Origin of the sequence: Bacillus sp. EU52, from assembly GCF_037964975.1 — a bacterium.
Taxonomy (GTDB): domain Bacteria; phylum Bacillota; class Bacilli; order Bacillales; family Bacillaceae; genus Bacillus; species Bacillus subtilis.
The window spans coordinates 3,257,030-3,280,260 of sequence record NZ_CP150177.1; the positions used below are offsets into that span (position 1 = coordinate 3,257,030).

Sequence of the window (23,231 nt, forward strand, 5' to 3'; positions counted from 1 at the left end):
AATCAAAACAGCAAAAAAGGAGCAAACAAGCGCTCCCTTTTGATGTTTTTTCATATGAAAATATTATGAGTTCTCATCTACCATGTACAAAATAAACTCCCAAAACCCCGGTACATCCTGACATAAAAGCATATCAGCCTTTTCAAACATTTTGATCTTCAGCTCTTGCTCTAAATCTTCTCTTTCTTGATAGGACGTATTGCTGAGTTTTTTTCTGATCATCGGTGAAAAGCATGCAATCAGGTGCTCAATGTCATAAGTCTCGTCTTTTTGTTTCTTTTTTTGTTCAAACTGGCCGTCCACAGCTTACTTTTCCCCCTTTTTTTGCGCCGCTAACTGCTTTCTGATATTCTCCAGCCCCTTTTTATGAATGTTGGAGATGTTTTGTCGGGACTCCCCTAATGAATCTGCAATCTCCTGCATCGTGGCACCGTGAAGATAGACTTTCGTCAGCACACTTTTTTGTTTGTCAGTCAGCTTCTGGATCGCTTGGTAGAGCTGGTAATCCTGTACATGCTGGCTCAAATCATCCTGCCTGTCTAAAAATTCTTCAAATGCATCGCTACCTGTTTCGGAAGGAAGCCGATCTCCCGCCTCCGGATGATCAACCGTCAGCGGATACCGTTTTTGGTTTTTGCGAACCCGCTTATCAAAATCAATAGAAAAGATGCGAATCATTGAATTCATATACTTGACGATGCGGATTTCTTTATAAAATTGCTTAAATAGCTCGTCCAATGATCTTGCATCTTTTTCGTTAGGGCTTTCCATTACGTTTTTGAACAAACGGTAATGCTGAGGATTGCTCAAAAAATGCTTCACGATGGGATGCTTCATTATCTCCTTACATTTTGACCGTAAAAGACTTTGATAGTCCATCAAACCGCCTCCCTACTAAATTAAATGAAGGAAAGCAAAAAAAAGTAAACTACTACTTTCCGCCTAGTGTCTTCCAAAATACTTTGCAGCAGTTTACGTTTTATCGGTTTTCCTCACTTACATACATGACTGCAGAAAAAGAAGGGAGGTATTTTCCTATGGATCAGGTTTTTATAGAGGAAGTCGTAAAACAGATCGGCAATTTGGGGTTTCCCGCGCTGATTGCAATGTATCTGCTGACCCGATTCGAAAAGAAGTTTGATCAACTAATAGAACTAATGACAGAAATGAAAGATCATGCAAAAAAATAATTTTTCAATCGAAGTTGACTTTTCACTGGTTTTTTTCACTTAACAAAACAGAAGGGAAAACGAAAGGCCTTTCACCTTCTCTTTCTGCTATCACATTTAAATGTAAGGAGGAAACATTTCATGAAAAAACAAAATGACATTCCGCAGCCAATTAGAGGAGACAAAGGAGCAACGGTAAAAATCCCGCGCAATATTGAAAGAGACCGGCAAAACCCTGATATGCTCGTTCCGCCTGAAACCGATCATGGCACCGTCAGCAATATGAAGTTTTCGTTCTCTGATACTCATAACCGATTAGAAAAAGGCGGATATGCCCGTGAAGTGACAGTACGTGAATTGCCGATTTCAGAAAACCTTGCATCCGTAAATATGCGGCTGAAGCCAGGCGCCATTCGCGAGCTTCACTGGCATAAAGAAGCAGAATGGGCTTATATGATTTACGGAAGTGCAAGAGTCACAATTGTAGATGAAAAAGGGCGCAGCTTTATTGACGATGTAGGTGAAGGAGACCTTTGGTACTTCCCGTCAGGCTTGCCGCACTCCATCCAAGCGCTGGATGAGGGAGCTGAGTTCCTGCTAGTGTTTGACGATGGATCATTCTCTGAAAACAGCACGTTCCAGCTGACAGATTGGCTGGCCCACACTCCAAAAGAAGTCATTGCTGCGAACTTCGGCGTGACAAAAGAAGAGATTTCCAATTTGCCTGGCAAAGAAAAATATATATTTGAAAACCAACTTCCTGGCAGTTTAAAAGATGATATTGTGGAAGGGCCGAATGGCGAAGTGCCTTATCCATTTACTTACCGCCTTCTTGAACAAGAGCCGATCGAATCTGAGGGAGGAAAAGTATACATTGCAGATTCGACAAACTTCAAAGTGTCTAAAACCATCGCATCAGCGCTCGTAACAGTAGAACCCGGCGCCATGAGAGAACTGCACTGGCACCCGAATACCCACGAATGGCAATACTACATCTCCGGTAAAGCTAGAATGACCGTTTTTGCATCTGACGGCCATGCCAGAACGTTTAATTACCAAGCCGGTGATGTCGGATATGTACCATTTGCAATGGGTCATTACGTTGAAAACATCGGGGATGAACCGCTTGTCTTTTTAGAAATCTTCAAAGACGACCATTATGCTGATGTATCTTTAAACCAATGGCTTGCCATGCTTCCTGAAACATTTGTTCAAGCGCACCTTGACTTGGGCAAAGACTTTACTGATGTGCTTTCAAAAGAAAAGCACCCAGTAGTGAAAAAGAAATGCAGTAAATAAAAGACTTGCGGCTTGCAGAGAGCACTCGTTCTCTGCAAGCCTTCATAAGGAGCTGAACCAGTGAAACATCAAAACCCTTCAAAACGCTTATTGCGGCTCTCCATAAAGTACTTGCTGGCCGCAGCAGCAGTGGTGTTGACCTATTTTGCTGTCATCTATATATTGTTTTCTTTAGCGGGAACGAGCTACCGCTCAGCAGCTCATGTCCTGCTTTTTGCCGTGGTATTTCTTGTTCTCGGATTATGCTTTGAACCATTTGAAAGGCTGATGATACATAGCTTTACATTTTTCAAGACAGGAAAACGTCTATTCATTCTCCTTGCCGGCATCGTACAGCTGCTATTTTTGTGGATGACTGCTCATACAACAGACCAATTGATCAGCGACATCTGGCTGTCCACCACAGAAGAAATGATTGTCGCAGCCGTTTTTTTGATTTTAGACAAATGCAACTCGGCTCTTCCCAGCTAAAAAAAGAACGCATTCCAATTGGATGCGTTCTTTTTATTCATAGCGAAGCGCGTCTACAGGCTGAAGCTTCGAAGCCTTGATAGACGGAAGCAAGCCGAAGATAATGCCGACTGCCATTGAAAAGATGAGTGCTCCGACAACAGCTGGAATGGAGACGATAAAAGGCATCGGAAAAATGACCGTCAGCAGCTTGGCGATGCCGAAGCCCGCCAGCACACCGAGTATTCCGCCAATGCTTGTCAGCACGACAGCCTCGGTTAAAAATTGAAATAAAATCACACGCCGCTTAGCACCGAGCGCTTTCTTAATTCCGATTTCCCTCGTGCGCTCCGTTACGGAAACGAGCATAATATTCATGACGCCGATACCGCCCACCAAAAGTGAAATACTGGCGATTCCGCCAAGCAGCAATGCAAATGACTGATTAAAGGACTCCACTTCCTGCGCGATCTCCTGAAGATCCATTACACTGTACTCTGCTTTTTCCAGCTCAGCTTCTGACAGTCCCTGATTTAAAAGATCTGCAGCCATTACACCCGCTTCTTGGATATGCTCAGAAGAATCAGCCTGCACGGCAATCTGTGTTGGCGCGTCAAACCCTTCAATAAGCGGCCACACTTTTTTCGGCACGTACAAAACCGGGTTCGCATAGTCGCCTTCAAACATGCTTTCCTGTTGATTTTTTTCTTTAAAAACACCGACGACCTTAAACGGCACACCATTCATCTCAATGTTTTTATGCAGAGCTTCTCCGTCTGGAAACAGTTCATCTCTGACAGCTTCATTGATCATCACTACTTGGTGTGTGCTGTTTAAATCGTTTTCCGTCAGCTTTCTCCCTTCGGTTATTCGGATTGGAAACATGTCGAAGTAATCATCGTCCACTCCATACACTTGGGGATACGAAACGTTTGTTAAATGAAAAACGCTCGCGCCTTCTGACAAGTAATATAAGGATAATCCTTTGACCATCGGATCTGATTTGATCGCCTTTACTGTTTCTTCCGCTACAGGCGGCGCGGACGCATACGACACCTGAGGGCCGCCGCTCTCCTCTTCTCCGCCAGACGGCTGGTAGACAACGTTGATCGCGTTGTTTCCCATGCCGATCATACTTTGCTTTAATTGCTCACTTTGGCCCTTCAGCATTGAAACAATCGCGATGATTGCCGCTATGCCGATAATCACGCCGAGCATTGTCAGAATCGATCTTAATTTATGAGAAAAAATGGATTGAAAGGAGATTCGAATATGTTCAAGCATGGCTGATATCCCCTCTCTCATCTAATACCAGCTCTCCGTCTCTGATAAAAACGGTTCTGTCAGCTTTTTTGGCGACGTCCGGGTCGTGGGTTATCATAATAATGGTCTTGCCTTCCCGATGCAGTTCAGAAAACAGTGACAAAATTTGTTCACTTGATTTGGTATCAAGCGCCCCGGTCGGTTCATCAGCTAAAATAAACCTCGGCTGATTGACAAGGGCCCTCGCTATCGCCACCCGCTGCTTTTGGCCGCCGGACAGCTTAGGCGGTTTGTAGGAGACCCTGTCTTTTAATCCGACCTTTTCCAGCGCTTCATATGCCCGTTGCCTTCTCTCTTTTTTCTTCACTTTATTGTAGATCATCGGCAGCTCGACATTTTGCAGCGCGGTGAGACGCGGCAGCAAATGGAAAGTTTGAAACACAAACCCGATTGATTCATTGCGAATTTCGGCTAAAGCCCCGTCTTTCCCTTTCAATATATCGATCTGGTCAAGCGTATAGGTTCCTGAGGTTGGCCTGTCCAAACAGCCGATAATATTCATTAGCGTTGACTTTCCAGAACCGGAAGGCCCCATAATAGCTAAAAACTCCCCCGCCTGAACAGTCAGATTGATATGTTTCAAGATTGGAACTTCTTCTTTTCCCAGCTTGTACGACTTCGAAATATTATTCAGTGTCAGCATTGACTGTAACCTGCTTTCCTTCCTTGACCGCGGGATCAGGATAGATCACATAATCTTCCGGCGTCAGGCCGCTCTTAATTTCCACCATGTCATTTTCATCAGTCTCTCCGATTTCAACAGGCTGCTTAACCGCTTTGTGATTCTCATCAGCTTTCCATACGTACGGTTCGCCGTCATCCTGAATGACCATGTCGGACGGCAGCTTGATCGTGTCCGCATCAGCATTATCACTCATCACTTCGATGTTGACATGATAGCCGACTTCAAGACCTTTATGGCTGTCTAATAAAATGGTGAAAGGATAGTTAGAGGACTGGGGATTCATTTCTTCATCAGCAAAGCTTTCTGATTCTTCACCCTCGCCTGCTCCCGCTGGAAGCTTGCCGATCGAGGTGACCTTTCCTTTCCACTCGCCCTCACCGCCTGTTTTCAGCGTGACCCTGACTTTGCTGCCTTTTTTGATCGTGTCCATTAACAGCTCATTGATTTGGCTTTTGACCAGATATTTGCCTGTCGAAACAATCTGGATATACGGGCCTGCTGCCTGGTCGCCTGTTGCACCGTCAGCGATATCCTGATTGACGCTTTGAACGATTCCGTCATGCTTGCTTGTAATGACATTGGAACCTTTGTTTTTCGTCAGGCCAGCCAGTTCTTTTTGATGCTGCTTCAGTTCAAGCTGGCTTGTTTTCAAATCGAAATTGGCTTGGTCAAGTTCATCTTGAAGCTGGGTTTTCTCTTCTTTCCCTGCAACTTTCAGCTTCTTTTCCGTTTCCGTTATTGATTTTTGCAAACGGTTGATTTGCAGATTTGTCATTTCAATTTGCAAATTGGCTTGCTCCACTTCATCAGAATGATCCTCGCCCTCATACTCAAAAAGCTTATCGCCCTTTTTAACCTGATCGCCTTCTTTGACGTATGTTTTTTTAATGCTGCCTTTTTCTGAATCTATGTATACTTTCTGCTGTTTCTCAGGTTCAACCTTTCCAGAAAACGTTTGGCCTGATTCTGAATCTCCTCCCATGTATACCGCGACCGATTCAGCATAGGGCTCCGATGATACGGCAACTTGGTTCATGTGAGTAAAAAAGTAAAAACCGCCAGCGCCGATCCCAGCCAATACAAGCACACCGGCACATATCGCACCGCCAATAAGCCATTTTTTCTTCTTGGACACAACGATCTCCTCTTTCTGTAAACTATGTAATATTTTCGAAACATTCTAACCAATATTATCTATTAATTCAAAAAGACTTGCAATCCTTTTATTGAAATGACGGAATCAAATAGAAAAATTGTATTTTCCAAGCCGAATAAAAAAAATCCCGGCTTCAAACCGGGATTTTTTCATACAGTAACTAGCTCTTTTTCATTTTTAATCAAGTCATATGTCAAGCATACAGGTTTATTTGTACGGGGATCAGTCACGATTTCGGCATCAATCTGAAATACCTGCTTCAAAATGTCTGGTGTCATGACCTCCAGAGCAGTTCCTTCCTTGATGACCGTGCCTTTTTTGAGCGCGATCATATAATGAGAAAAACGAGCTGCATGGTTAAGATCATGAATGACCATTAAAATCGTCCGCCCTTGCTCTTTGTTGAGTCTGTCAAGCAGCTGCAGAATTTCAAGCTGATGTGCAAGATCAAGATACGTTGTAGGTTCATCCAGCAGAAGCAGTTCCGTCCCTTGCGCAAGCGCCATGGCAATCCACACGCGTTGACGCTGTCCGCCTGACAATGCCTCAATCGGCCGTTCAGCATATTCAGCCATGCCTGTTTCTTCAAGCGCCCATTTGATAATCCGTCGGTCTTCGTCATTTAATCTGCCGAATCCTGATTGATGCGGAAACCTGCCGTACGACACCAATTCGTGCACTGTTAGGCCGCTCGGCGCTTCAGGTGTCTGTGGAAGAATCGCCATATCTTTTGCAATGTCCTTTGTAGACATTTTATGAATCGCTTTGCCGTTTAAATAGACGGCACCTGCATGTGAACGCATAATTCTGGACATTGTTTTTAAAATCGTTGATTTCCCGCAGCCGTTCGGGCCAATTAAGGTGGTAATTTTCCCTTTAGGAATCGATATATTTAAATCCTCTACAATCGCCCTGTCGCCATAACCGATTCCAAGCTGTTCCGTTGATAATGAATTCATATTCGGCCCCCTCCTCTAATTCGCTTTCATCAATAAATAAATAAAGTAAGGCGCACCTAGCACGGAAATGACAAGTCCGACCGGAATTTCTGATGGTGCCAATACATTTCTCGCCAGCGTATCAGCAAGCAAAAACAGGAATGAGCCGATGAAGGCGGAGACCGGTATCAGCGTCTGGTGACGTGGACCGGTCAGCCTTCTAGCCACATGCGGCGCGATCAATCCGAGAAACGCAATGCCCCCCGCAGCTGCCACGCATGAAGCGGCAAGAGTAACCGCTGCCAGAAGAAGAATCCGTCTTTCCTTTTCAACAGCGGTGCCCAGCCCGGTCGCCAATTGGTCTCCGAGCTGCATAATGTTCAAATAGCGTGCCTTATATAAAGTAAACAGAAGCAAGATCACAATCCAAGGGAGAATCGCCCAGATCATATTCCAGTTCGCCCCCCATATTGAGCCGGATATCCAAACCGCGGCTTGCATAAAATCATGAGGGTCCATCTTAAGCTGAAAAATCAGCAACAGGGCATTGAATCCGGCATTCACCCCTATGCCGACTAAAATCAGCCGAATCGGTGTCACGCCTTTTTTCCATGCCAGAATATAAATGAGAAACGCAGCGAGGATTGCTCCTGCCAAAGCACTGAATGGCAGCATAAATGTTCCGAAAAAGCTGAGATCTGAAGCTGACCCTTGAAAAAAGTATATAAAAAGCACTACAGCAAGTGAACCGCCGGCGTTAATTCCGAGAATACCAGGCTCGGCAAGTTCATTTTGAGACACGCTTTGCAAAATGGCTCCAGCTACGGAGATCCCTGCTCCAACAAGCAAAGAAAGGATGATCCGAGGCAGCCTGAACTCAAATAAGACAAGTTCATCACGCGCCGTTCCTTGGCCGAAAAAGACCTGAAGCGTTTTAAGCGGTGCAATTTTGATAACGCCCAAATTGAGACTGATAAAAAAGACCACCACGATAAGCAAAAAGGTCACAGCCATTACAATAAGCGGTTTGTTTGTTTTTGTTTTCATTACAGCCCTCTCCTTTCACGACGTGCCAAATAAAAGAAAAAGGGAACGCCGATCAGAGAAGTTAGCGCACCGACAGGCGTTTCAAAGGGCGCATTTACGAGTCTGGCCGCTATGTCAGCAAAAACAAGCAAAACAGCACCGAGCACCGCCGAGCAAGGAATGATCCACCGATAATCCACACCGACCAAAAAACGGGTAATATGCGGAATGATCAGCCCGATAAATGCAATGGTGCCGGCAATGGAAACCGCAGCTCCGGTCAGAATTACTACAATAAGCATGCCCACCAGTTTCACTGCTGATGTATATTGTCCAAGCCCTTTCGCCAGATCGTCACCGAGACTTAACACTGTCACAGATCGGGCGATAAAAAACGCGAGCGTTAAACCGACAGCCCCTGCAATAAGCAAAAGCTGGACCCCCGACCATTTCACACCCGCTACCCCGCCAGCGTACCAAAAGCTGATATCCTGAGCGACATCAAAGCGGATTGCAATGGCAGTTGAAATGCCGGTAAAGAAATAAGTAACTGCCGTACCCGCCAGAGCAAGCTTTACAGGCGTAAGTCCGCCCCTTGAAAACAAGCCGATGCCCATTACCGTCGATGCCCCCAGCCCCGCTCCCGCAAAGGACCATAGCACAAGCCCCATTGCAGAAAGTCCGGGAAAAAAGGCAAACGCAATCGAAACCGCAAACGCAGAGCCTGATGTCACACCCATAATCGAAGGCTCTGCCAAAGGGTTTCTCGTCATCCCCTGCATGATTGCTCCCGACACTGCCAACAATGCGCCTACAAGCGCGGCAGCCGCCGTTCTCGGAAGCCGAAGATCATGTATAATTTGGTGAGATGTCTTTGTCGGCTGATAATGAAAAATGGCGTCCCATACAGTGCGCAAATGAATATCCGCTGCACCGAGGGATATGGATAAAAATGCGCCAAGGCAAAGCAGGCATAGACCTGCAATAAGGACGATGACCGCGCCATATGTCCTTGACGTCCATTGGATTTCTTCTGATGCAGTCCGTATATTTTTATGTTGACTCAACTGCCGTACTTCCTTTCTGTTACTGATAATGATTATCAATTGCTGTTTCAGTATATCACTTTTTTCAGCTGATTTAATAGAGTGTTTTGAACAAAAATGAAAATGCATTTGCAAAAATATCGTGTCAACCGGCACTTGCAGTGGTATAATCACAGATGATAATGATTCTCTTTTTCATCTATTTTTTAGAAAGAAGGTATGAGATATGACCCATATATACAAGAAACTCGGAGCCGCGTTTTTTGCCCTGTTATTGATTGCAGCGCTGGCAGCCTGCGGGAATAACTCAGAAAGCAAAGGTTCTGCCTCTGATTCAAAAGGCGCAGAAACCTTTACATACAAGGCTGAAAACGGAAATGTAAAAATCCCGAAGCATCCTAAACGGGTGGTTGTCATGGCAGACGGCTATTACGGCTACTTCAAAACACTCGGCATCAACGTTGTCGGTGCGCCTGAGAATGTATTTAAAAACCCTTACTACAAAGGAAAAACCGACGGCGTTGAAAACATCGGAGACGGCACTTCGGTTGAAAAGGTCATTGATTTGAACCCTGACCTGATTATCGTCTGGACAACACAGGGCGCTGATATTAAAAAGCTTGAAAAAATTGCGCCGACTGTCGCAGTAAAATACGATAAGCTCGACAACATCGAACAGCTGAAAGAATTTGCAAAAATGACGGGAACTGAAGATAAAGCTGAAAAATGGCTGGCCAAGTGGGATAAAAAAGTTGCGGCCGCTAAAACAAAAATCAAAAAAGCGGTCGGTGACAAAACCATTTCCATTATGCAAACGAACGGAAAAGACATTTACGTATTCGGTAAAGACTTTGGAAGAGGCGGAAGCATCATTTACAAAGACCTTGGCCTGCAGGCTACAAAGCTGACAAAAGAAAAAGCCATTGACCAGGGGCCAGGTTATACAAGTATTTCATTAGAGAAGCTCCCTGACTTTGCCGGGGATTACATTTTCGCGGGCCCATGGCAATCAGGCGGTGATGATGGCGGCGTTTTTGAAAGCTCCATTTGGAAGAACCTGAATGCCGTTAAAAATGGCCATGTCTACAAGATGGATCCGATCGGTTTCTATTTCTCTGACCCGATTTCATTAGAAGGACAACTGAAGTTTATTACGGAAAGCTTGACTAAATAAACAAAAGAGCCGCCTGCCCGCGGCTCTTTTGCAAATTTATAAGGAACAGCTCAATTTGAATCATATCAGATATTTTCTTTGAGCCATTCATATTAAGCTGCATCCTCATCGCGATCAGTTTTTTTATGCTGGAGAGACTGAAAAACGTTTTTTGCATATTCGATTGTGCCTTAAAGTTTTTCTTTCGATTTCAGCTTTCCTGTCAGCTAGGTTAACGAACGGATTCTTAACAGAAGAAATTGTGATTTTATAAAAAAGACACCTGAGCAAATCAGGTGTCTTTTCATTATGCTTGTTTTTCTTTCTGGAACTTTTTACTCACAAATGGATAAACGATTAAGCCGACAAAGAATAAACCGATGCCGAGGATAAATGTCGTTAAATCTGCTGTGCCTGTTACGATAACAAACACGGAGTATGCACACGCCAGTATCGCGATCAATCCGTCTCTTACACGGGAGCCTTTCAGCTGGTCATACGTTTCACCTTTGATGACTACCTTCAAGCTGTAGATTGCAGATACCAGATACGGAATTAAATATGCGAGTGTAGCCGCTGTCGTTAAAAATGTAAATGCGTCACTTATTGTCCGGGAAATAACCGAGAAAATGAAGACCTGTGACATGACGTTTGTAATAATGAGTGCAATGACCGGACTTCCCTTTTTATTCGTTTTTGCAAAAAATGCCGGGAAATCTCCTGCTTTAGCGGCTTGGTATGGCACCTCAGAGCCAAGCAAAATCCAGCCGAGCATCGTTCCGAATAAACAAAGGATAGCCAAAAGCGCCATAATCACGCTTCCCGCGTTTCCAACAATCGCATAGAGTACATCAACAAATGGTTTTTCAGAGCCGACAAGCTTATCATGCGGCAGAACACCCATCGTAATTAAAGTCACAATAATATATATGCTCAAGGCAATCAGCAAGCCGGTAATTGTCGCACGTTTCACATCACGCTGAGAGCGCGCACGGCCGGACAGGATCACCGCGGATTCAATTCCGACAAACGCCCACAGTGTAGAAATCGCGGCGTTATGAACCTGGCCGCCAATTCCAATGCTTGTGCCGTTTTCTCCTTGAACCGGGAAATAAAAATGACCGAATAATGTCGTTTGAAACACAAACAAACCGGCAACGATAAAGAAGACAAAACCTAATACTTTAGAAAGCGTTGTGACAAAGTTTAATTTACTTGCGCCGTTAATGCTGGCAACAAGAATCGCGTGCGTTCCCCATAACAAGATCGTACATACGGCAAACGTCAGTAATTGGCCGAGTGTCACCTCTTGCCCGCCGATCGAAAACATCTCACGTTTATCAACCAAGATCGGGAAGAACGAAGTCAAGTAACCGGCGAGACTTGTGATGATCGCCACGTTGCTGATCCAGCTCGCCACCCAGTAGCCCCACACCATTGTGAAACCGGCAGCGTTGCCTTTTTTCGGGTCAGAAAACAGCGCTCTTGCATAACTTTGCGGTCCCGCTGTCAGTTCAGGCTTGCGAATGGACAAGTGTCCGAACACAAGTGCAATCATCAGCACGCCGGCACCTGTCAAAAGCCAGGCGGACGTAGCTCCAAACGGACTCGCAATTGAAGCAAGCGAGCTCGGCAAGGAGAAAATTCCTGATCCAACCATATTTCCAACGACAAACGCCGTTAATAACCAAAAACCCCATTTTTTTGTCTGTTCCATTCCAGTACCTCCATGATTCTTTGTACGGACCAGACCCCGAGATCATATAAACGCAAAAAAAGCCTGAACAAAAGTCCATGCTTAAAGAAACACACACCCTTGATCTCCGGATAGCCCTCCGCGAAAAAGCACGCGGCAGTCCTGCACTTATTCAGATACAGTCCCAGCATAGAGAAGGATCGGCTTTCTCCACACTTCGGCGCTGATGCCTTTTACACATGTTTAACAGCCCCTGTCAGCCTGGCATGTGTGACTTATCATCCGCGCAACCTCTACCTCACTGAGAAAGAGTGAGGATTTAATTATTCAGTTACTCCCAGAAGGTTATCAAAGAAAGGATGATCTGTCAAAGGGAACAGATGGAAAATACGGATAGGGCCAAGCCCTATCCGCATGTGATTATCGATTATTTTTCTTTTTTTGCACAGCTTCTTGAAGCGGATCATCTTTTAGAGCTGAACCAGCATCTTCAAGAGCTCCTTGGATTACGTTTTTTTCTTTTTCGGAACGTTTTCCTTTATCTTTATTAAAGAAACCCATTCGTATCACCTCTTTTAAAAAATAGGTACATGTTTAAGATGCCTCTTTTATGAAAAATTATGCGGGATATTTTTTATCGTCCAAAGTCCTGTTGATCAAACATACATTCTCTTGATATATTTGTAATTCAGAGATTTTTTGCAAAAGATAAAAGGAGAAGCGGCAAATGACAGGAAAAACACACATCATGGGAGGCATCGCTTCTTGTACGGCAGCGGCTTATTATTATGGATTTGATCCAGTGCTTATGGCTGCGTCAGGCGCGGTTGGAGCATTAATACCCGATATCTGCCACACACAAAGCAAAATCGGGAGAAAATTTCCTATTTTATCGAAAGTGGTCAGCTCCGTTTTTGGCCATCGTACATTTACACACAGCTTGCTGTTTATGCTCATCATGTTTTTTATCACTTCTACATACATTCCAGATAAAAACATATCAGCCGGCCTGATGATCGGAATGGCAAGCCACTTGATTCTTGACGCTTGGACGGTAAACGGAATCAAATTATTATTCCCTTCAACGATCCGCGTTCGGCTTCCATTATATATGAAGACAGGCAGTTTTTCTGAGCAGCTCGTGCTAGCTGGCCTGACCCTTGCTTCATGTTACTACTTTTATATGCTGTTTCATGGGCGCATGTTTTAAACATGAGTGCTGAGACTTGTCTGAACCGGCTGTTTTTAGTAGGTTTTACTTAAGAAGCATTTCATGCAGATGATCAAGAAAACGCGAGGAGTCATATTGATGAAAGGAACCTTTTTTCACAATCAGCGGTTTTTATGTTTTTCGATCTTATTTATGTGGATCAAAACGTATGTGATATATAAACTCGGCTTTGATTTGCAAATCGATACTCTGTTGGAGGAGCTAATGCTGCTGGTCAACCCGCTCAGCTTTATTCTTCCTTTATTCGGGATCGGCCTGTTTCTAAAAGAAAACAAGCAGCGGGCCTTTTTGCTGATCGCCAATTTGGTTCTGACTGTTATCTTGATCTCTAATACGATTTTTTACGGCTTTTATATCGATTTTATTACCATCCCGGTTTTATTTCAGGCCAGCAACATGAGCGATATGGGCAGCAGTGTAAAAGAACTGTTCCATCCTCTGTTTATCGCCCTGTTTGTGGATTTGGTTTTTCTGCTGCTGTTCGCCAGAAAAACCAAACACCCACAGACAAAAGCCGCTCCCCGCACGATCAAACGGTACTATGCAGCTTCCTGCGGCATGCTTTTATGCACACTGGCACTTGCAGAAGTACAGCAGCCGAAGCTTTTGGCACATTCTTTTGACCGGGAAATGCTAGTCAAAAGCATCGGTCTGTTTCAGTTCCATATTTACGATACAATTTCTCAGACTGTTAATATCAGCGCGAAAGCTTTTGCCGATGAAGACAGTATAACTGCCATTAAAAACTACACAGAGGCTGATTACAGCAAGCCTGATCAAAGCAAATTCGGTCTTGCAAAGGGGCGCAATGTCATCTTTGTAACACTTGAATCGACCCAAAGCTTTGTTCTGAATGAAAAAGTAAATGGAAAAGAAATTACCCCATTTATGAATGATCTCATAAAAAAAAGCTATTCCTTTGATCATTTCTATCAGCAAACAGAACAAGGAAAAACATCAGATTCAGAATTTATCGTCGCTAACTCACTGTATCCTTCCCTTAGCGGCGCCGTCTTTTTCACGAAAAGCGACCATCAATTTCATACGATGTATAAATCGCTGAAACAGCACGATTATTATTCAGCCGTCTTTCATGCTAACCATAAAACATTTTGGAACAGAGATGTCATGTACGATACGTTTGGCATTGACCGCTTTTTTGATGTTGATGATTTTCATGTCACTCCCGGGACATCGACAAGCTGGGGCTTAAAAGACAAAGAATTTTTAGAGCAGTCCGCCGAAAAGCTGAAAAGCCTGCCACAGCCGTTCTACAGCAGTTTTATCACGTTAACGAATCATTTTCCGTTTGAGATTGATGAAAAGGATCAGCTGATAGATGAATTCGATTCAAGCAGTGATCTGTTAAACCGCTATGTGACCACGGTTCGCTATGAGGATGAAGCATTGAAGCATTTTATCAAAAAACTGAAAGACGAAGGCTTATACGAAAATTCGATGATCGTATTTATGGGAGATCATTACGGCATTTCTGAAGCCCATAACGAGGCAATGGCTGAGTTTTTAGGGAAAGACGAAATCACACCGTATGACAACGTTCAGCTCCAGCGGGTGCCGTTTATCATACATATCCCGGGAATCACCGATCAAAAGCCGGAAACCATCCCTGATGCCGGGGGACAGGTCGACGTCAGGCCGACGCTGATGCATTTGCTCGGCGTTGAGACAAAAGGCGATATCCAATTCGGCAATGATTTGCTGTCGGGCGACCGCACCCCATTCGCCGTTCTGCGAAACGGCAGCTTTATTACGAACGATTATATATACACAAAGAACACGTGCTATAGCCAAAAAACAGGTGAAGTGCTGGAAGATCAGGATGCGTGCCTCCCTTATAAGGAGAAAGCAAACGAAGAACTGTCTTTCTCTGATAAAATTTTAAATGGTGACCTGCTCAGGTTTTCCGAATGAAAAAAATCCCTCTATCAAGAGGGATTTTTTACGTTTCCAATATCACCTTGCCAGTCAGCTTCGTTTCATAGCCGTTTAATTGAGACAAATTCCCCTTGTATTCCTCAGAATTCAAAATCTCCTTCACGGCCTTAAGCAGCTGCTCATGTTTTTTCAAAACGACAATATCATATTGTTCGTCGATGAGCGGGATAAAATCAACACTGCCCATATGTGCCGCGTGCTGCGCCCCGATTCCCGCGTCAGCCTGTCCGCTTGAAACTTGTGAAGCGACAGCGTAATGATCAGTCACGATATCGCCATATCCCACTACATCAGCCGGATTCACACCAAGCAAGCCAAGCTGTTCATCAAGGAGCACCCTTGCGCCAGAACCCTTTTCCCTGTTGATGATCCGGATATCGGCTCTTTTCAAGTCTTTCCAGCCTTGAATGTTTTTCGGATTCCCTTTTTGCACATACAGTCCTGCTTTGCGGAGAACGACATTGATGAGACAAAACGGTTCACCTGTCAAAATCCGTTTTACATAAGGCGCGTTATACTGGCCCGTTTCTGCATCGTACAAATGGAGGCTGACAATGTCACACTTGCCTTGATACATATCAATCAGGCTGTTTAAGCTTCCTTTGTATTTACGGAGCGGCGTCTCCTGAATGGCATTCTCCAAATGCTTGCTGAGGATATCCATCGAAATGTCCTGTCCGCTGATCATGACATTTGGTCTGCCGTCCGGCTCAGCCTCCTGCACCTGTTTCGGCGCTTCTTTTGCAGCGATGGGCTGAGACATTCTCATATTCGTTTTATATTGCTTTAAATCTTCTTCATCCACACGCATCTGCCTTCCGACACGGTAAGCAGGCAGCACGCCTTTTTTAATCAAGTCATAAACGGTCAGCTTTGATACCTTCAGCAGACCTGCAACTTCTTCTATCGTATAGGAAGAGGTTTCATTCATCATCATCACTCTCCTATTTTATTATACCTTTTCGCCGAATGTAAAAAAACCCACATAAACCAAACATAATCAGTTATAATTAGTTATATCTAATGATAAGGGGTGCAATCATGTTTAAGAAGTATTCTATTTTCATCGCAGCCTTAACTGCTTTTCTGCTTGTAGCAGGCTGTTCTTCAAACCAGTCTTCAACGGACAGCGAGAAAAAAGTAACGTTAACCATCTCAGCTGCCGCCAGCGCGCAGGATGCACTTGAGGAAATCCAAAAAAATTATGAAAAAGATCATCAACATATAACCATCCAAGATAACTATGGCTCATCCGGCGCCTTGCAAAAACAGATTTCTCAAGGAGCAGGAGCAGATCTGTTCTTCTCAGCTGCTGAGGATAAATTTAAAAAGCTGGTGGATGATGGAGATATCGCAAAAAAAGACAGCACTGAATTAGTCGGTAATGAAATTGTGCTGGTCGTACCGAAAAACGGAGATTCACCTGTGACAAGCTTCAGCAATCTGGCTGAATCAGAAAAAATCGCTCTTGGCACTCCGGAATCCGTACCGGCAGGAGCTTATGGGAAAGAATCACTGACAAAGCTGTCTTTATGGGACAAAGTGAAGGATAAAATTGTGTATGGAAAAGACGTTCGCCAAGTTCTTTCTTATGTTGAAACCGGCAATGTAGACGCAGGTGTTGTTTATAAAACAGATGCCCTAGTCTCGAAAAAGGTCAACATTGTTGACGAGGCAAAAGCAGATACACACAGCCCAATTGTCTATCCGTTAGGAATCGTAAAAGATACAAAACACCGTAAGGAAGCGAAGGAATTTTACGAATACCTGCAATCTGATGAAGCAATGAAAGTATTTGAGAAATATGGCTTTACTGCCGAGTAGCATAGGCGCTTCAGAATTTTTCACACCCGTTGTGCTTTCCTTTCAGGTGGCGGCAGTTGCCGGAATTGTTGTCATTATTCTCGGAACACTTGCTGGAGCATGGATGTCACGGGCATCATTTTTCGGAAAAACGGCACTCGAAACATGTTTTATGCTTCCGCTCGTTCTTCCGCCTACTGTTGTCGGTTTTATTCTGATCGTCATTTTCGGAAAGCACAGCTTCATCGGACAAGCCATCGAGTGGATTTTCCAGCAGCCTGTCATTTTCACCTGGTGGGCCGCTGTGATCGCCTCGGCTGTTGTAGCCTTTCCGCTTATGTATCAATCAGCCAAAACCGGATTTGCTGACATTGACCCCGATATACAAGGTGCGGCAATGGTAGACGGCGCTAGCAGATGGAAAGTGTTTATCCATATCTCCGTCCCGCTTGCCTATCCTTCTTTGCTGACCGGAAGCATCCTCAGCCTTGCGCGGGCGCTCGGAGAATTTGGCGCAACACTCATGTTTGCAGGAAACATCCCCGGTGTTACGCAAACCCTGCCGACGGCGATATATGTCGCATTGGATTCCGGCAACAATACTCTTGCTTGGGCGTGGGTCGTCTGTATTGTTGTCATTTCCTTTTTGATGCTGTTTTTCATTCAACAGAAAAAAACGCACTAAAAAAACTCCCCATAACGGGGAGTTTTTTGATTAAAACAGAAGCTCATCAGGATTTGGGCCGACACGCTCATCTTTATTTAATGCGTCAATTTTGTCCATGTCTTCTTGAGACAATTCGAAATCAAAAATATCAGCGTTTTCGATGATACGGTGTTCTTTAATGGATTTTGGAATGGTTACAACTTCATGTTGCAGATCCCAGCGCAAAATCACTTGAGCCACAGATTTATTGTGTTTTTCAGCAATCTGTGTCAGCACTTCGTTATCCAAAAGCTGTCCCTGCATGAGCGGAGACCACGCTTCCAGCTGAATGCCTTGCGCTTTGCAGTAATCTCTTAATTCTTTTTGCGTCAAGCGAGGGTGAAATTCAACTTGGTTCACCATCGGTTTGATTTCAGCATCTTTCAACAGCTCTTCTAAATGATGAACTTGGAAGTTGCTGACGCCGATCGCGCGAATTTTGCCGTCTTTGTACAGCTTTTCAAGCGCGCGCCATGTATCTTTATATTTATCTTTGCCAGGCCAATGGATCAAATATAAATCTAAGTAATCAAGCTGTAATCTTTCCAGGCTTTTTTCAAAGGCAGCAAGCGTTGTTTCGTAGCCTTGATCTTCATTCCACACTTTTGATGTGATGAAGAGCTCTTCTCTTGCCACACCGGATTCTTTAATCCCGATGCCAACGCCTTCTTCATTTTTGTAGATCGCTGCTGTATCAATGCTGCGATAGCCATTTTTAATTGCCGCTTTCACTGATTCAGTCGCTTCATTACCATTTTCTACTTTAAAAACACCCAGACCGAACCAAGGCATTTCAACTCCGTTATGTAACTTTACAGTATCTTTTAAACTTGTTGGCACTTGAACATCCACCCTTTCACTGAAATGTAAGCGTCTATATTATCTCACATTCCTCTCAGCCGATACCAATAATACGCTTAAGACCCTCTTTTTGCTTCTTTTTTCACAGCACAGGCAAATCCAAACACTATTTTTTTCCTATTTTAACAATATTGAGATTACAAATACATTGAGCAGGGTATGCGTTTAGTGTAACCAAATGAAAACAAAGGAGGAAACAACTTGAAACGTATTCGTATCCCAATGACACTTGCTCTTGGTGCCGCTTTGACAATTGCCCCTTTGTCCTTTGCTTCCGCTGAAGAAAATCCTGCTCCGAAGATGTCGCAGACAACTGCTGCTGGAACAACTGCCGCTGATGTAGGTTTAAACGTCAATCTGGATGTACTTGGAATTGCCAACCAGATCGCTGATGCCATCAAATCCGCACAGAACAGGGATGGGTTTGTGAAAAACCTCATGGAGTCTTCCTTCTACGCATCCGGCCAAAAATATAATGTCATGGTCTTTAATTTAAGCCAGGAATATGAAGATCATTTGAACGGTGTGCAATTTTACGGCTCAGCCGTTTACGACGGCATTACGTATGGCATTTGGGTATTTGAAGATGGAACCTTTACAAACAAAGGCGATGGCGGCTGGATCAACTGGGCCTTCAGAGGCTGGTTCGACCGGGATGGCAGCACTGTCGCATTTCATCGCCCTTAATATAGAAAAAAGCTGGCGCTCTAACGCCAGCTTTTTTTCTGCATTTATTCGCCGCCTTCAAGCATGGCGGCTTCGACATCATTAATGTATTGGCGAAGCTCATGGGAGATGTCCCGGGAAATTTCCCTCTCTTCGAAGAGCGTTTGAATTTCATTTCTGATCGCCTGCACAGCCTTCAGCTTCACTTCCAGCTTCTGATTTTCAAAATGGGCACTTGATTTTAACTCATGATGGCTGTGCTCCAGCCTGAAAATTAACTGCTTATAGAATGTAATGACAGATAAAAACACTTCTTTATGCTCATCCGTCTTATGTTTTTCCAGATATTCTATCGCTGCTTTTGCCGTTTTCACTCTTGTTGCCCGTATCAATCCCGCTTCATTTAAGATCGACATCTCCGGCTTTTTATGTTCACCGAAGAAAATCCAATACATCAGCCTCTTGAGCCTTGTTTTTGATAATCCGACTTTAAACGGGTTCGCATACAAAATTTCCAACTCGTTAAATCGTTCTTGCAGCACATTTGCTGTTTCTTCCGGGATGTCTCCCCGCTCCAGCATTTTCATCAGCGCCTCTTGCTCTGCCTTAACCCCTTGCGCACGGACTTTTCGCTCGTGCTTTTTGATGCGATTAGACGATGTATATTGCTGAAAACGAAGATTTTTCATTTTCTCATTGTATTCAGCTATCACCGCAAGAGAGGCCGTTTTGTTTGTCTCATTCATGTCCTCTTTAATCGTTTGAAGGGCTGTTTTGATCAATTTACGTCTCGCCGTCAGCAGCTTCTTGTTTCGTTCCTCGTCCTCTTCTTCTTTTTCAGTCAGAATCGGCAGCACAACGGTAGCAATGACAAGCGTGCATAAAATGACGCCGGCTGCTAAAAAGAGAATCAGATTTCTTTCCGGAAACGGCGTGCCGTCCTCCAGGAAATACGGAATGGAAAAAGAACCTGCAAGCGTTACTGCTCCACGCACACCGGAAATCGAAATTAACAGCGTCGAACGAAGACCCGGTTTATAGATGTTCTGATCTTTATTAAAGAACCATTTGCCGTTCCAGAAGAACAGCACCCACAGGAATCTCAGGAGCATTAACGTAAATGTGATGACTAGGATATAGCCGATCACCTTCATGTTGCTGATGGCAGTGTCGTTAAAGATAACAGAAATAACATCAGGGATTTGCGTGCCGAGAATAACGAAGACCAGGCCGTTCAAAATAAATAAAATAATGTTCCACGTACTTGAGGAGACAATTTGCAGCTTGATCATCGTTGATTCCAGACGATCCTGTTCAACCGCATGGGTAATACCGCCAGCCACAACAGCTAAAATGCCGGAAACGCCGATTTCTTCAGCTGCCAAATAAATCACAAACGGCGTCAGAATTTGAATCAGCATATGCATCGTGACATCCTGCATGCCAAGGCGGCGCAGAAATAGGCGAAAACGAATAATCAAAAATGAAATGACAACCCCGCACAGCAAGCCTCCGAGAGAAATAAAGACAAAGCTGACAGCCGCTTGTGCTAATGAAAATGCACCAGTCACTGCCGCTGCAATCGCAAACTTAAAGGCCACCAGACCTGATGCGTCATTCATCAGCCCCTCACCTTCCAGCAGGCGAAGAATTCCTTTTGGCATTTTCACTCTTCCTGATAATGCGCTGACAGCGACGACATCAGTCGGTGAAAGAATGGCCGCAAGTCCAAAGGCCGCTGCCAGCGGAATAGCAGGAATCATCCAGTGAATCGTGTAGCCGCCTACAATCACAGTCGCAAATACAAGGCCGAGTGCAAGCAATAAAATCGGAGCCCTTAAATTCCAAAGCTCTGCCCGCGGTGTCCTCTTTCCATCATTAAATAGCAGAGGCGCGATAAAAAGAACAAAAAACAATTCGGTGTTTAATTCAAAATGAAGTCCCTGTGGAAATGAGGCGGCAAGAATCCCAAGAGCCACTTGAATCAGCGGCACCGGAATAAACGGAATAAACCGGTTCACGATATTAGAAATCGCAATAATCGTTAATAATACGAGCACAACTAAAAATATGTCCAAATGCATGACCTCCTTCGTCTGTTGTGTGTCGGCATGATGAGCCAAAAAATCTGTTTGTCTAAAAGCCCTTGAGCTAGGGTGGCCTTGCATACGCTATGTGGTTTCGCAGGAGTTCTCTCCACACTTGTCTTCTTTTATAGTACCCTTTTTAGGGTATTTTTTCTCATGATATGCTCACAGTGAACTTTTTTGCAGCAGAGCAAATTACAGAAAAAAGAGACAGGAAGCTACTCCCTGTCTCTCGTCTTTCTTTCTCAATCATGAAAATTCGTACCGTCAGTTGTTGCTTTGATAATGCCCGCGCGGATGACAAAGTCACCGAAATGCTCGCCTTCCTCGCGTTCTTTCGCATAGCGGGAAAGAAGGATGCGCAGCTCGCTTAAAATGTCTGCTTCACCGATGTTTTCACGGTACATTTTGCTTAAACGGCTTCCGTCAAACGCAGCGCCAAGATACATATTATATTTGCCCGGCGCCTTTCCGATAAATCCGATCTCACCGAGTGCATGACGTGCGCAGCCGTTCGGACACCCTGTCATGCGAATGGTGATTTCCTGATCACGAAGGCCGTTTTCGTCAATAATCTCTTCAATCTTATCTAACAGGGTCGGCAAATAACGTTCTGCTTCGGCCATTGCCAATCCGCAGGTCGGAAGAGCGACGCATGCCATCGAGCTGCGGCGAAGTGCTGAATAGTGCTTGCCGTCAGTTAGTCCGTACTGTTCAATTAAAGCACTGATTTCTTCTTTTTTATCGCTTGAAACGTTCGCAATCATTAAGTTCTGATTGGCTGTCAGCCGGAACTCACCTGTATGAACTTTGGCGATTTCCCGCAAGCCAGTCATCAGCTTATAATCATCGTAATCCGTTATACGGCCGCCTTCGACAAACAGCGTGAAATGCCATTTATCCTCGATGCCTTCCACCCAGCCATAGCGGTCGCCGTTATGATCGAAATGATACGGCTTCGCTTCTTCCAGGCTCCAGCCAAGACGGTTTTCCAATTCTTCTTTTACGTTTTCTAAACCGAGGCGGTCAACTGTGTATTTGAACCGCGCATTTTTACGGACAGAACGGTTGCCGTAATCACGCTGAATCGTAATCGTTTTTTCAGCAACGTCATACATTTGCTCAGGCCGGCAGAAACCGATCACCTTGGCTAATTGCGGATATGTCGCAGTATCGCCATGCGTCATTCCCATACCGCCGCCGATTGCCACGTTAAAACCGATCAGCTTGCCATCCTCGACAATCGCAATGAATCCCAGATCTTGTGAAAAGACGTCAATATCATTAGACGGCGGAACGGCAATACCGATTTTAAACTTCCGCGGCAGATAGAGCGGTCCGTACATTGGCTCGACTTCTTCCTCCGGCGTGCCGGCAACTCTTTCCTCATCAAGCCAAATTTCATGATATGCTCTCGTCCGCGGCAGCAGATCATCACTTAATTTTTTAGACCACTCGTATACCTCTGAGTGGATTTCAGATTGATAAGGGTTTGATGCACACATGACGTTACGGTTTACGTCTCCGCAGGCTGCGATCGTATCCAAAAGTGCTGAGTGGATCGTCTGAATGGTTTTCTTCATGTTCCATTTCAGAATCCCGTGCATTTGGAACGTTTCACGTGTCGTCAATTTTAATGTGCCGTTCCCGTATTTCTGGGACAGCTCATCCATGACAAGCCATTGTTCAGGCGTCGAGACGCCCCCTGGCATACGCACGCGCAGCATGAACTGATATGCGGGCTCAAGCTTCTGCTTTTGGCGTTCATTTCGGAGGTCGCGGTCATCCTGCAAATAACTGCCGTGGTGTTTCATCAGGCGGTTGTCATCATCCGGAATTCCGGCACTGATTCGATCGAGCATCACTTCTTTCAGCGTGCCGCGCAAATAATCACTTTCTTTTTTAATGCGTTCAACATCACTTGGAGAGCCGTCCGGTGCTTTTAGAATTTTGGTCACCATGTTGAAAAACTCCTTTCAA

Annotated in this window: 23 protein-coding genes and 1 riboswitch; of the genes, 9 read left to right on the forward strand and 14 right to left on the reverse strand. The window is 44.6% G+C overall.

Annotated features, from left to right (window positions below; genetic code table 11):
* Positions 1 to 63: 63 nt before the first annotated feature.
* Together rsoA and sigO are read right to left on the reverse strand one after the other, a co-directional pair.
* Positions 64 to 303, reverse strand: a complete 240-nt coding sequence (rsoA, locus tag NSU05_RS16775) for a sigma-O factor regulator RsoA (protein ID WP_003228484.1) — start codon at positions 301 to 303, stop codon at positions 64 to 66.
* 3 nt (positions 304 to 306) lie between these two features.
* Complete coding sequence (gene sigO / locus NSU05_RS16780; protein ID WP_072692766.1) at positions 307 to 837, reverse strand: RNA polymerase sigma factor SigO; 531 nt, start codon at positions 835 to 837, stop codon at positions 307 to 309.
* 200 nt (positions 838 to 1,037) lie between these two features.
* On the opposite strand from sigO, the gene NSU05_RS16785 reads away from it, so the two are divergent.
* From NSU05_RS16785 to rsiO, 3 genes are all read left to right on the forward strand, one after another.
* Positions 1,038 to 1,190 carry a YvrJ family protein gene (locus NSU05_RS16785; protein WP_038429609.1) on the forward strand — a complete coding sequence of 51 codons (153 nt, stop codon included), beginning with the start codon at positions 1,038 to 1,040 and terminating at the stop codon, positions 1,188 to 1,190.
* A 120-nt stretch (positions 1,191 to 1,310) separates the two neighbouring features.
* Positions 1,311 to 2,468, forward strand: a complete 1,158-nt coding sequence (gene oxdC, locus NSU05_RS16790) for an oxalate decarboxylase (protein ID WP_033884879.1) — start codon at positions 1,311 to 1,313, stop codon at positions 2,466 to 2,468.
* A 60-nt stretch (positions 2,469 to 2,528) separates the two neighbouring features.
* Complete coding sequence (rsiO, locus tag NSU05_RS16795; protein ID WP_003243579.1) at positions 2,529 to 2,939, forward strand: acid stress-sensitive anti sigma factor RsiO; 411 nt, start codon at positions 2,529 to 2,531, stop codon at positions 2,937 to 2,939.
* Positions 2,940 to 2,972: 33 nt separating this feature from the next.
* Here the strand turns inward: rsiO and NSU05_RS16800 are convergent, their stop codons facing one another.
* The 6 genes from NSU05_RS16800 to NSU05_RS16825 form a co-directional block, all read right to left on the reverse strand.
* Positions 2,973 to 4,202: an ABC transporter permease gene (locus tag NSU05_RS16800; protein ID WP_014480847.1), complete on the reverse strand. Its 1,230-nt coding sequence runs from the start codon at positions 4,200 to 4,202 to the stop codon at positions 2,973 to 2,975.
* Positions 4,195 to 4,884, reverse strand: a complete 690-nt coding sequence (locus NSU05_RS16805; RefSeq protein ID WP_014480848.1) for an ABC transporter ATP-binding protein — start codon at positions 4,882 to 4,884, stop codon at positions 4,195 to 4,197. The genes NSU05_RS16800 and NSU05_RS16805 overlap by 8 nt, the downstream gene beginning before the upstream one ends.
* A complete protein-coding gene (locus NSU05_RS16810) occupies positions 4,868 to 6,061 on the reverse strand; it encodes an efflux RND transporter periplasmic adaptor subunit (protein ID WP_021480587.1) in 1,194 nt (397 codons plus the stop codon). The genes NSU05_RS16805 and NSU05_RS16810 overlap by 17 nt, the downstream gene beginning before the upstream one ends.
* A 170-nt stretch (positions 6,062 to 6,231) precedes the next feature.
* Positions 6,232 to 7,041 (reverse strand): ABC transporter ATP-binding protein, encoded by an 810-nt coding sequence (locus NSU05_RS16815; RefSeq protein ID WP_038429611.1) that lies wholly within the window; start codon positions 7,039 to 7,041, stop codon positions 6,232 to 6,234.
* Positions 7,042 to 7,056: 15 nt separating this feature from the next.
* On the reverse strand, positions 7,057 to 8,067 hold the full coding sequence (locus NSU05_RS16820) for an iron chelate uptake ABC transporter family permease subunit (RefSeq protein WP_003244298.1): 1,011 nt from the start codon (positions 8,065 to 8,067) through the stop codon (positions 7,057 to 7,059).
* Positions 8,067 to 9,113: an iron ABC transporter permease gene (locus tag NSU05_RS16825; protein WP_032677074.1), complete on the reverse strand. Its 1,047-nt coding sequence runs from the start codon at positions 9,111 to 9,113 to the stop codon at positions 8,067 to 8,069. The genes NSU05_RS16820 and NSU05_RS16825 overlap by 1 nt, the downstream gene beginning before the upstream one ends.
* A gap of 205 nt (positions 9,114 to 9,318) precedes the next feature.
* Between NSU05_RS16825 and NSU05_RS16830 the strand changes: the two genes are divergently transcribed.
* On the forward strand, positions 9,319 to 10,266 hold the full coding sequence (locus NSU05_RS16830) for an iron-hydroxamate ABC transporter substrate-binding protein (RefSeq protein ID WP_038429613.1): 948 nt from the start codon (positions 9,319 to 9,321) through the stop codon (positions 10,264 to 10,266).
* A gap of 286 nt (positions 10,267 to 10,552) precedes the next feature.
* Here NSU05_RS16830 and NSU05_RS16835 read toward each other — a convergent pair whose 3' ends face one another.
* Both NSU05_RS16835 and sspJ read right to left on the reverse strand, forming a co-directional pair.
* Positions 10,553 to 11,962, reverse strand: a complete 1,410-nt coding sequence (locus NSU05_RS16835) for an amino acid permease (RefSeq protein ID WP_021480593.1) — start codon at positions 11,960 to 11,962, stop codon at positions 10,553 to 10,555.
* Positions 11,963 to 12,065: 103 nt separating this feature from the next.
* A riboswitch (Lysine riboswitch) is annotated at positions 12,066 to 12,245 on the reverse strand.
* A 116-nt stretch (positions 12,246 to 12,361) separates the two neighbouring features.
* Positions 12,362 to 12,502 (reverse strand): small acid-soluble spore protein SspJ, encoded by a 141-nt coding sequence (gene sspJ / locus NSU05_RS16840; RefSeq protein WP_003221612.1) that lies wholly within the window; start codon positions 12,500 to 12,502, stop codon positions 12,362 to 12,364.
* Positions 12,503 to 12,668: 166 nt separating this feature from the next.
* On the opposite strand from sspJ, the gene NSU05_RS16845 reads away from it, so the two are divergent.
* Together NSU05_RS16845 and NSU05_RS16850 are read left to right on the forward strand one after the other, a co-directional pair.
* A complete protein-coding gene (locus NSU05_RS16845; protein ID WP_003228444.1) occupies positions 12,669 to 13,151 on the forward strand; it encodes a metal-dependent hydrolase in 483 nt (160 codons plus the stop codon).
* Between the two features lie 99 nt (positions 13,152 to 13,250).
* On the forward strand, positions 13,251 to 15,104 hold the full coding sequence (locus tag NSU05_RS16850; protein WP_038429615.1) for an LTA synthase family protein: 1,854 nt from the start codon (positions 13,251 to 13,253) through the stop codon (positions 15,102 to 15,104).
* A gap of 28 nt (positions 15,105 to 15,132) precedes the next feature.
* On the opposite strand, the gene NSU05_RS16855 is transcribed toward NSU05_RS16850, so the two are convergent.
* Positions 15,133 to 16,059 carry a substrate-binding domain-containing protein gene (locus NSU05_RS16855; RefSeq protein ID WP_038430048.1) on the reverse strand — a complete coding sequence of 309 codons (927 nt, stop codon included), beginning with the start codon at positions 16,057 to 16,059 and terminating at the stop codon, positions 15,133 to 15,135.
* A 110-nt stretch (positions 16,060 to 16,169) separates the two neighbouring features.
* On the opposite strand from NSU05_RS16855, the gene modA reads away from it, so the two are divergent.
* Entirely contained in the window at positions 16,170 to 16,952 is a 783-nt protein-coding gene (gene modA, locus NSU05_RS16860; protein WP_003243706.1) for a molybdate ABC transporter substrate-binding protein, read from the forward strand.
* On the forward strand, positions 16,924 to 17,616 hold the full coding sequence (modB, locus tag NSU05_RS16865; RefSeq protein ID WP_119899754.1) for a molybdate ABC transporter permease subunit: 693 nt from the start codon (positions 16,924 to 16,926) through the stop codon (positions 17,614 to 17,616). Before modA ends, modB begins: the two co-directional genes overlap by 29 nt.
* Before the next feature lie 30 nt (positions 17,617 to 17,646).
* On the opposite strand, the gene pgoN is transcribed toward modB, so the two are convergent.
* The gene (gene pgoN, locus NSU05_RS16870; protein WP_015483687.1) at positions 17,647 to 18,477 is read right to left on the reverse strand and encodes a glyoxal/methylglyoxal reductase; all 831 of its coding nucleotides are present in this window, start codon (positions 18,475 to 18,477) and stop codon (positions 17,647 to 17,649) included.
* 222 nt (positions 18,478 to 18,699) lie between these two features.
* Between pgoN and yvgO the strand changes: the two genes are divergently transcribed.
* On the forward strand, positions 18,700 to 19,185 hold the full coding sequence (gene yvgO / locus NSU05_RS16875; protein WP_014480858.1) for a stress response protein YvgO: 486 nt from the start codon (positions 18,700 to 18,702) through the stop codon (positions 19,183 to 19,185).
* A gap of 44 nt (positions 19,186 to 19,229) precedes the next feature.
* Here yvgO and NSU05_RS16880 read toward each other — a convergent pair whose 3' ends face one another.
* Positions 19,230 to 21,242: a Na+/H+ antiporter gene (locus NSU05_RS16880; RefSeq protein ID WP_003243269.1), complete on the reverse strand. Its 2,013-nt coding sequence runs from the start codon at positions 21,240 to 21,242 to the stop codon at positions 19,230 to 19,232.
* Positions 21,243 to 21,496: 254 nt separating this feature from the next.
* Positions 21,497 to 23,212: an assimilatory sulfite reductase (NADPH) hemoprotein subunit gene (cysI, locus tag NSU05_RS16885; protein WP_038429618.1), complete on the reverse strand. Its 1,716-nt coding sequence runs from the start codon at positions 23,210 to 23,212 to the stop codon at positions 21,497 to 21,499.
* Positions 23,213 to 23,231 lie beyond the last annotated feature (19 nt).

Excerpts from the sequence above, each read along its gene's own strand:
- sspJ (WP_003221612.1), bottom strand. The coding sequence starts at position 12,502 with ATGGGTTTCTTTAATAAAGATAAAGGAAAACGTTCCGAAAAAGAAAAA.
- NSU05_RS16835 (WP_021480593.1), bottom strand. The coding sequence starts at position 11,962 with ATGGAACAGACAAAAAAATGGGGTTTTTGGTTATTAACGGCGTTTGTC.
- NSU05_RS16815 (WP_038429611.1), bottom strand. The coding sequence starts at position 7,041 with ATGAATTCATTATCAACGGAACAGCTTGGAATCGGTTATGGCGACAGG.
- modA (WP_003243706.1), top strand. The coding sequence starts at position 16,170 with ATGTTTAAGAAGTATTCTATTTTCATCGCAGCCTTAACTGCTTTTCTG.
- NSU05_RS16845 (WP_003228444.1), top strand. The coding sequence starts at position 12,669 with ATGACAGGAAAAACACACATCATGGGAGGCATCGCTTCTTGTACGGCA.
- NSU05_RS16830 (WP_038429613.1), top strand. The coding sequence starts at position 9,319 with ATGACCCATATATACAAGAAACTCGGAGCCGCGTTTTTTGCCCTGTTA.
- NSU05_RS16850 (WP_038429615.1), top strand. The coding sequence starts at position 13,251 with ATGAAAGGAACCTTTTTTCACAATCAGCGGTTTTTATGTTTTTCGATC.
- oxdC (WP_033884879.1), top strand. The coding sequence starts at position 1,311 with ATGAAAAAACAAAATGACATTCCGCAGCCAATTAGAGGAGACAAAGGA.
- sigO (WP_072692766.1), bottom strand. The coding sequence starts at position 837 with ATGAAGCATCCCATCGTGAAGCATTTTTTGAGCAATCCTCAGCATTAC.
- NSU05_RS16855 (WP_038430048.1), bottom strand. The coding sequence starts at position 16,059 with ATGAATGAAACCTCTTCCTATACGATAGAAGAAGTTGCAGGTCTGCTG.
- NSU05_RS16785 (WP_038429609.1), top strand. The coding sequence starts at position 1,038 with ATGGATCAGGTTTTTATAGAGGAAGTCGTAAAACAGATCGGCAATTTG.
- cysI (WP_038429618.1), bottom strand. The coding sequence starts at position 23,212 with ATGGTGACCAAAATTCTAAAAGCACCGGACGGCTCTCCAAGTGATGTT.
- NSU05_RS16805 (WP_014480848.1), bottom strand. The coding sequence starts at position 4,884 with ATGCTGACACTGAATAATATTTCGAAGTCGTACAAGCTGGGAAAAGAA.
- NSU05_RS16800 (WP_014480847.1), bottom strand. The coding sequence starts at position 4,202 with ATGCTTGAACATATTCGAATCTCCTTTCAATCCATTTTTTCTCATAAA.
- NSU05_RS16820 (WP_003244298.1), bottom strand. The coding sequence starts at position 8,067 with ATGAAAACAAAAACAAACAAACCGCTTATTGTAATGGCTGTGACCTTT.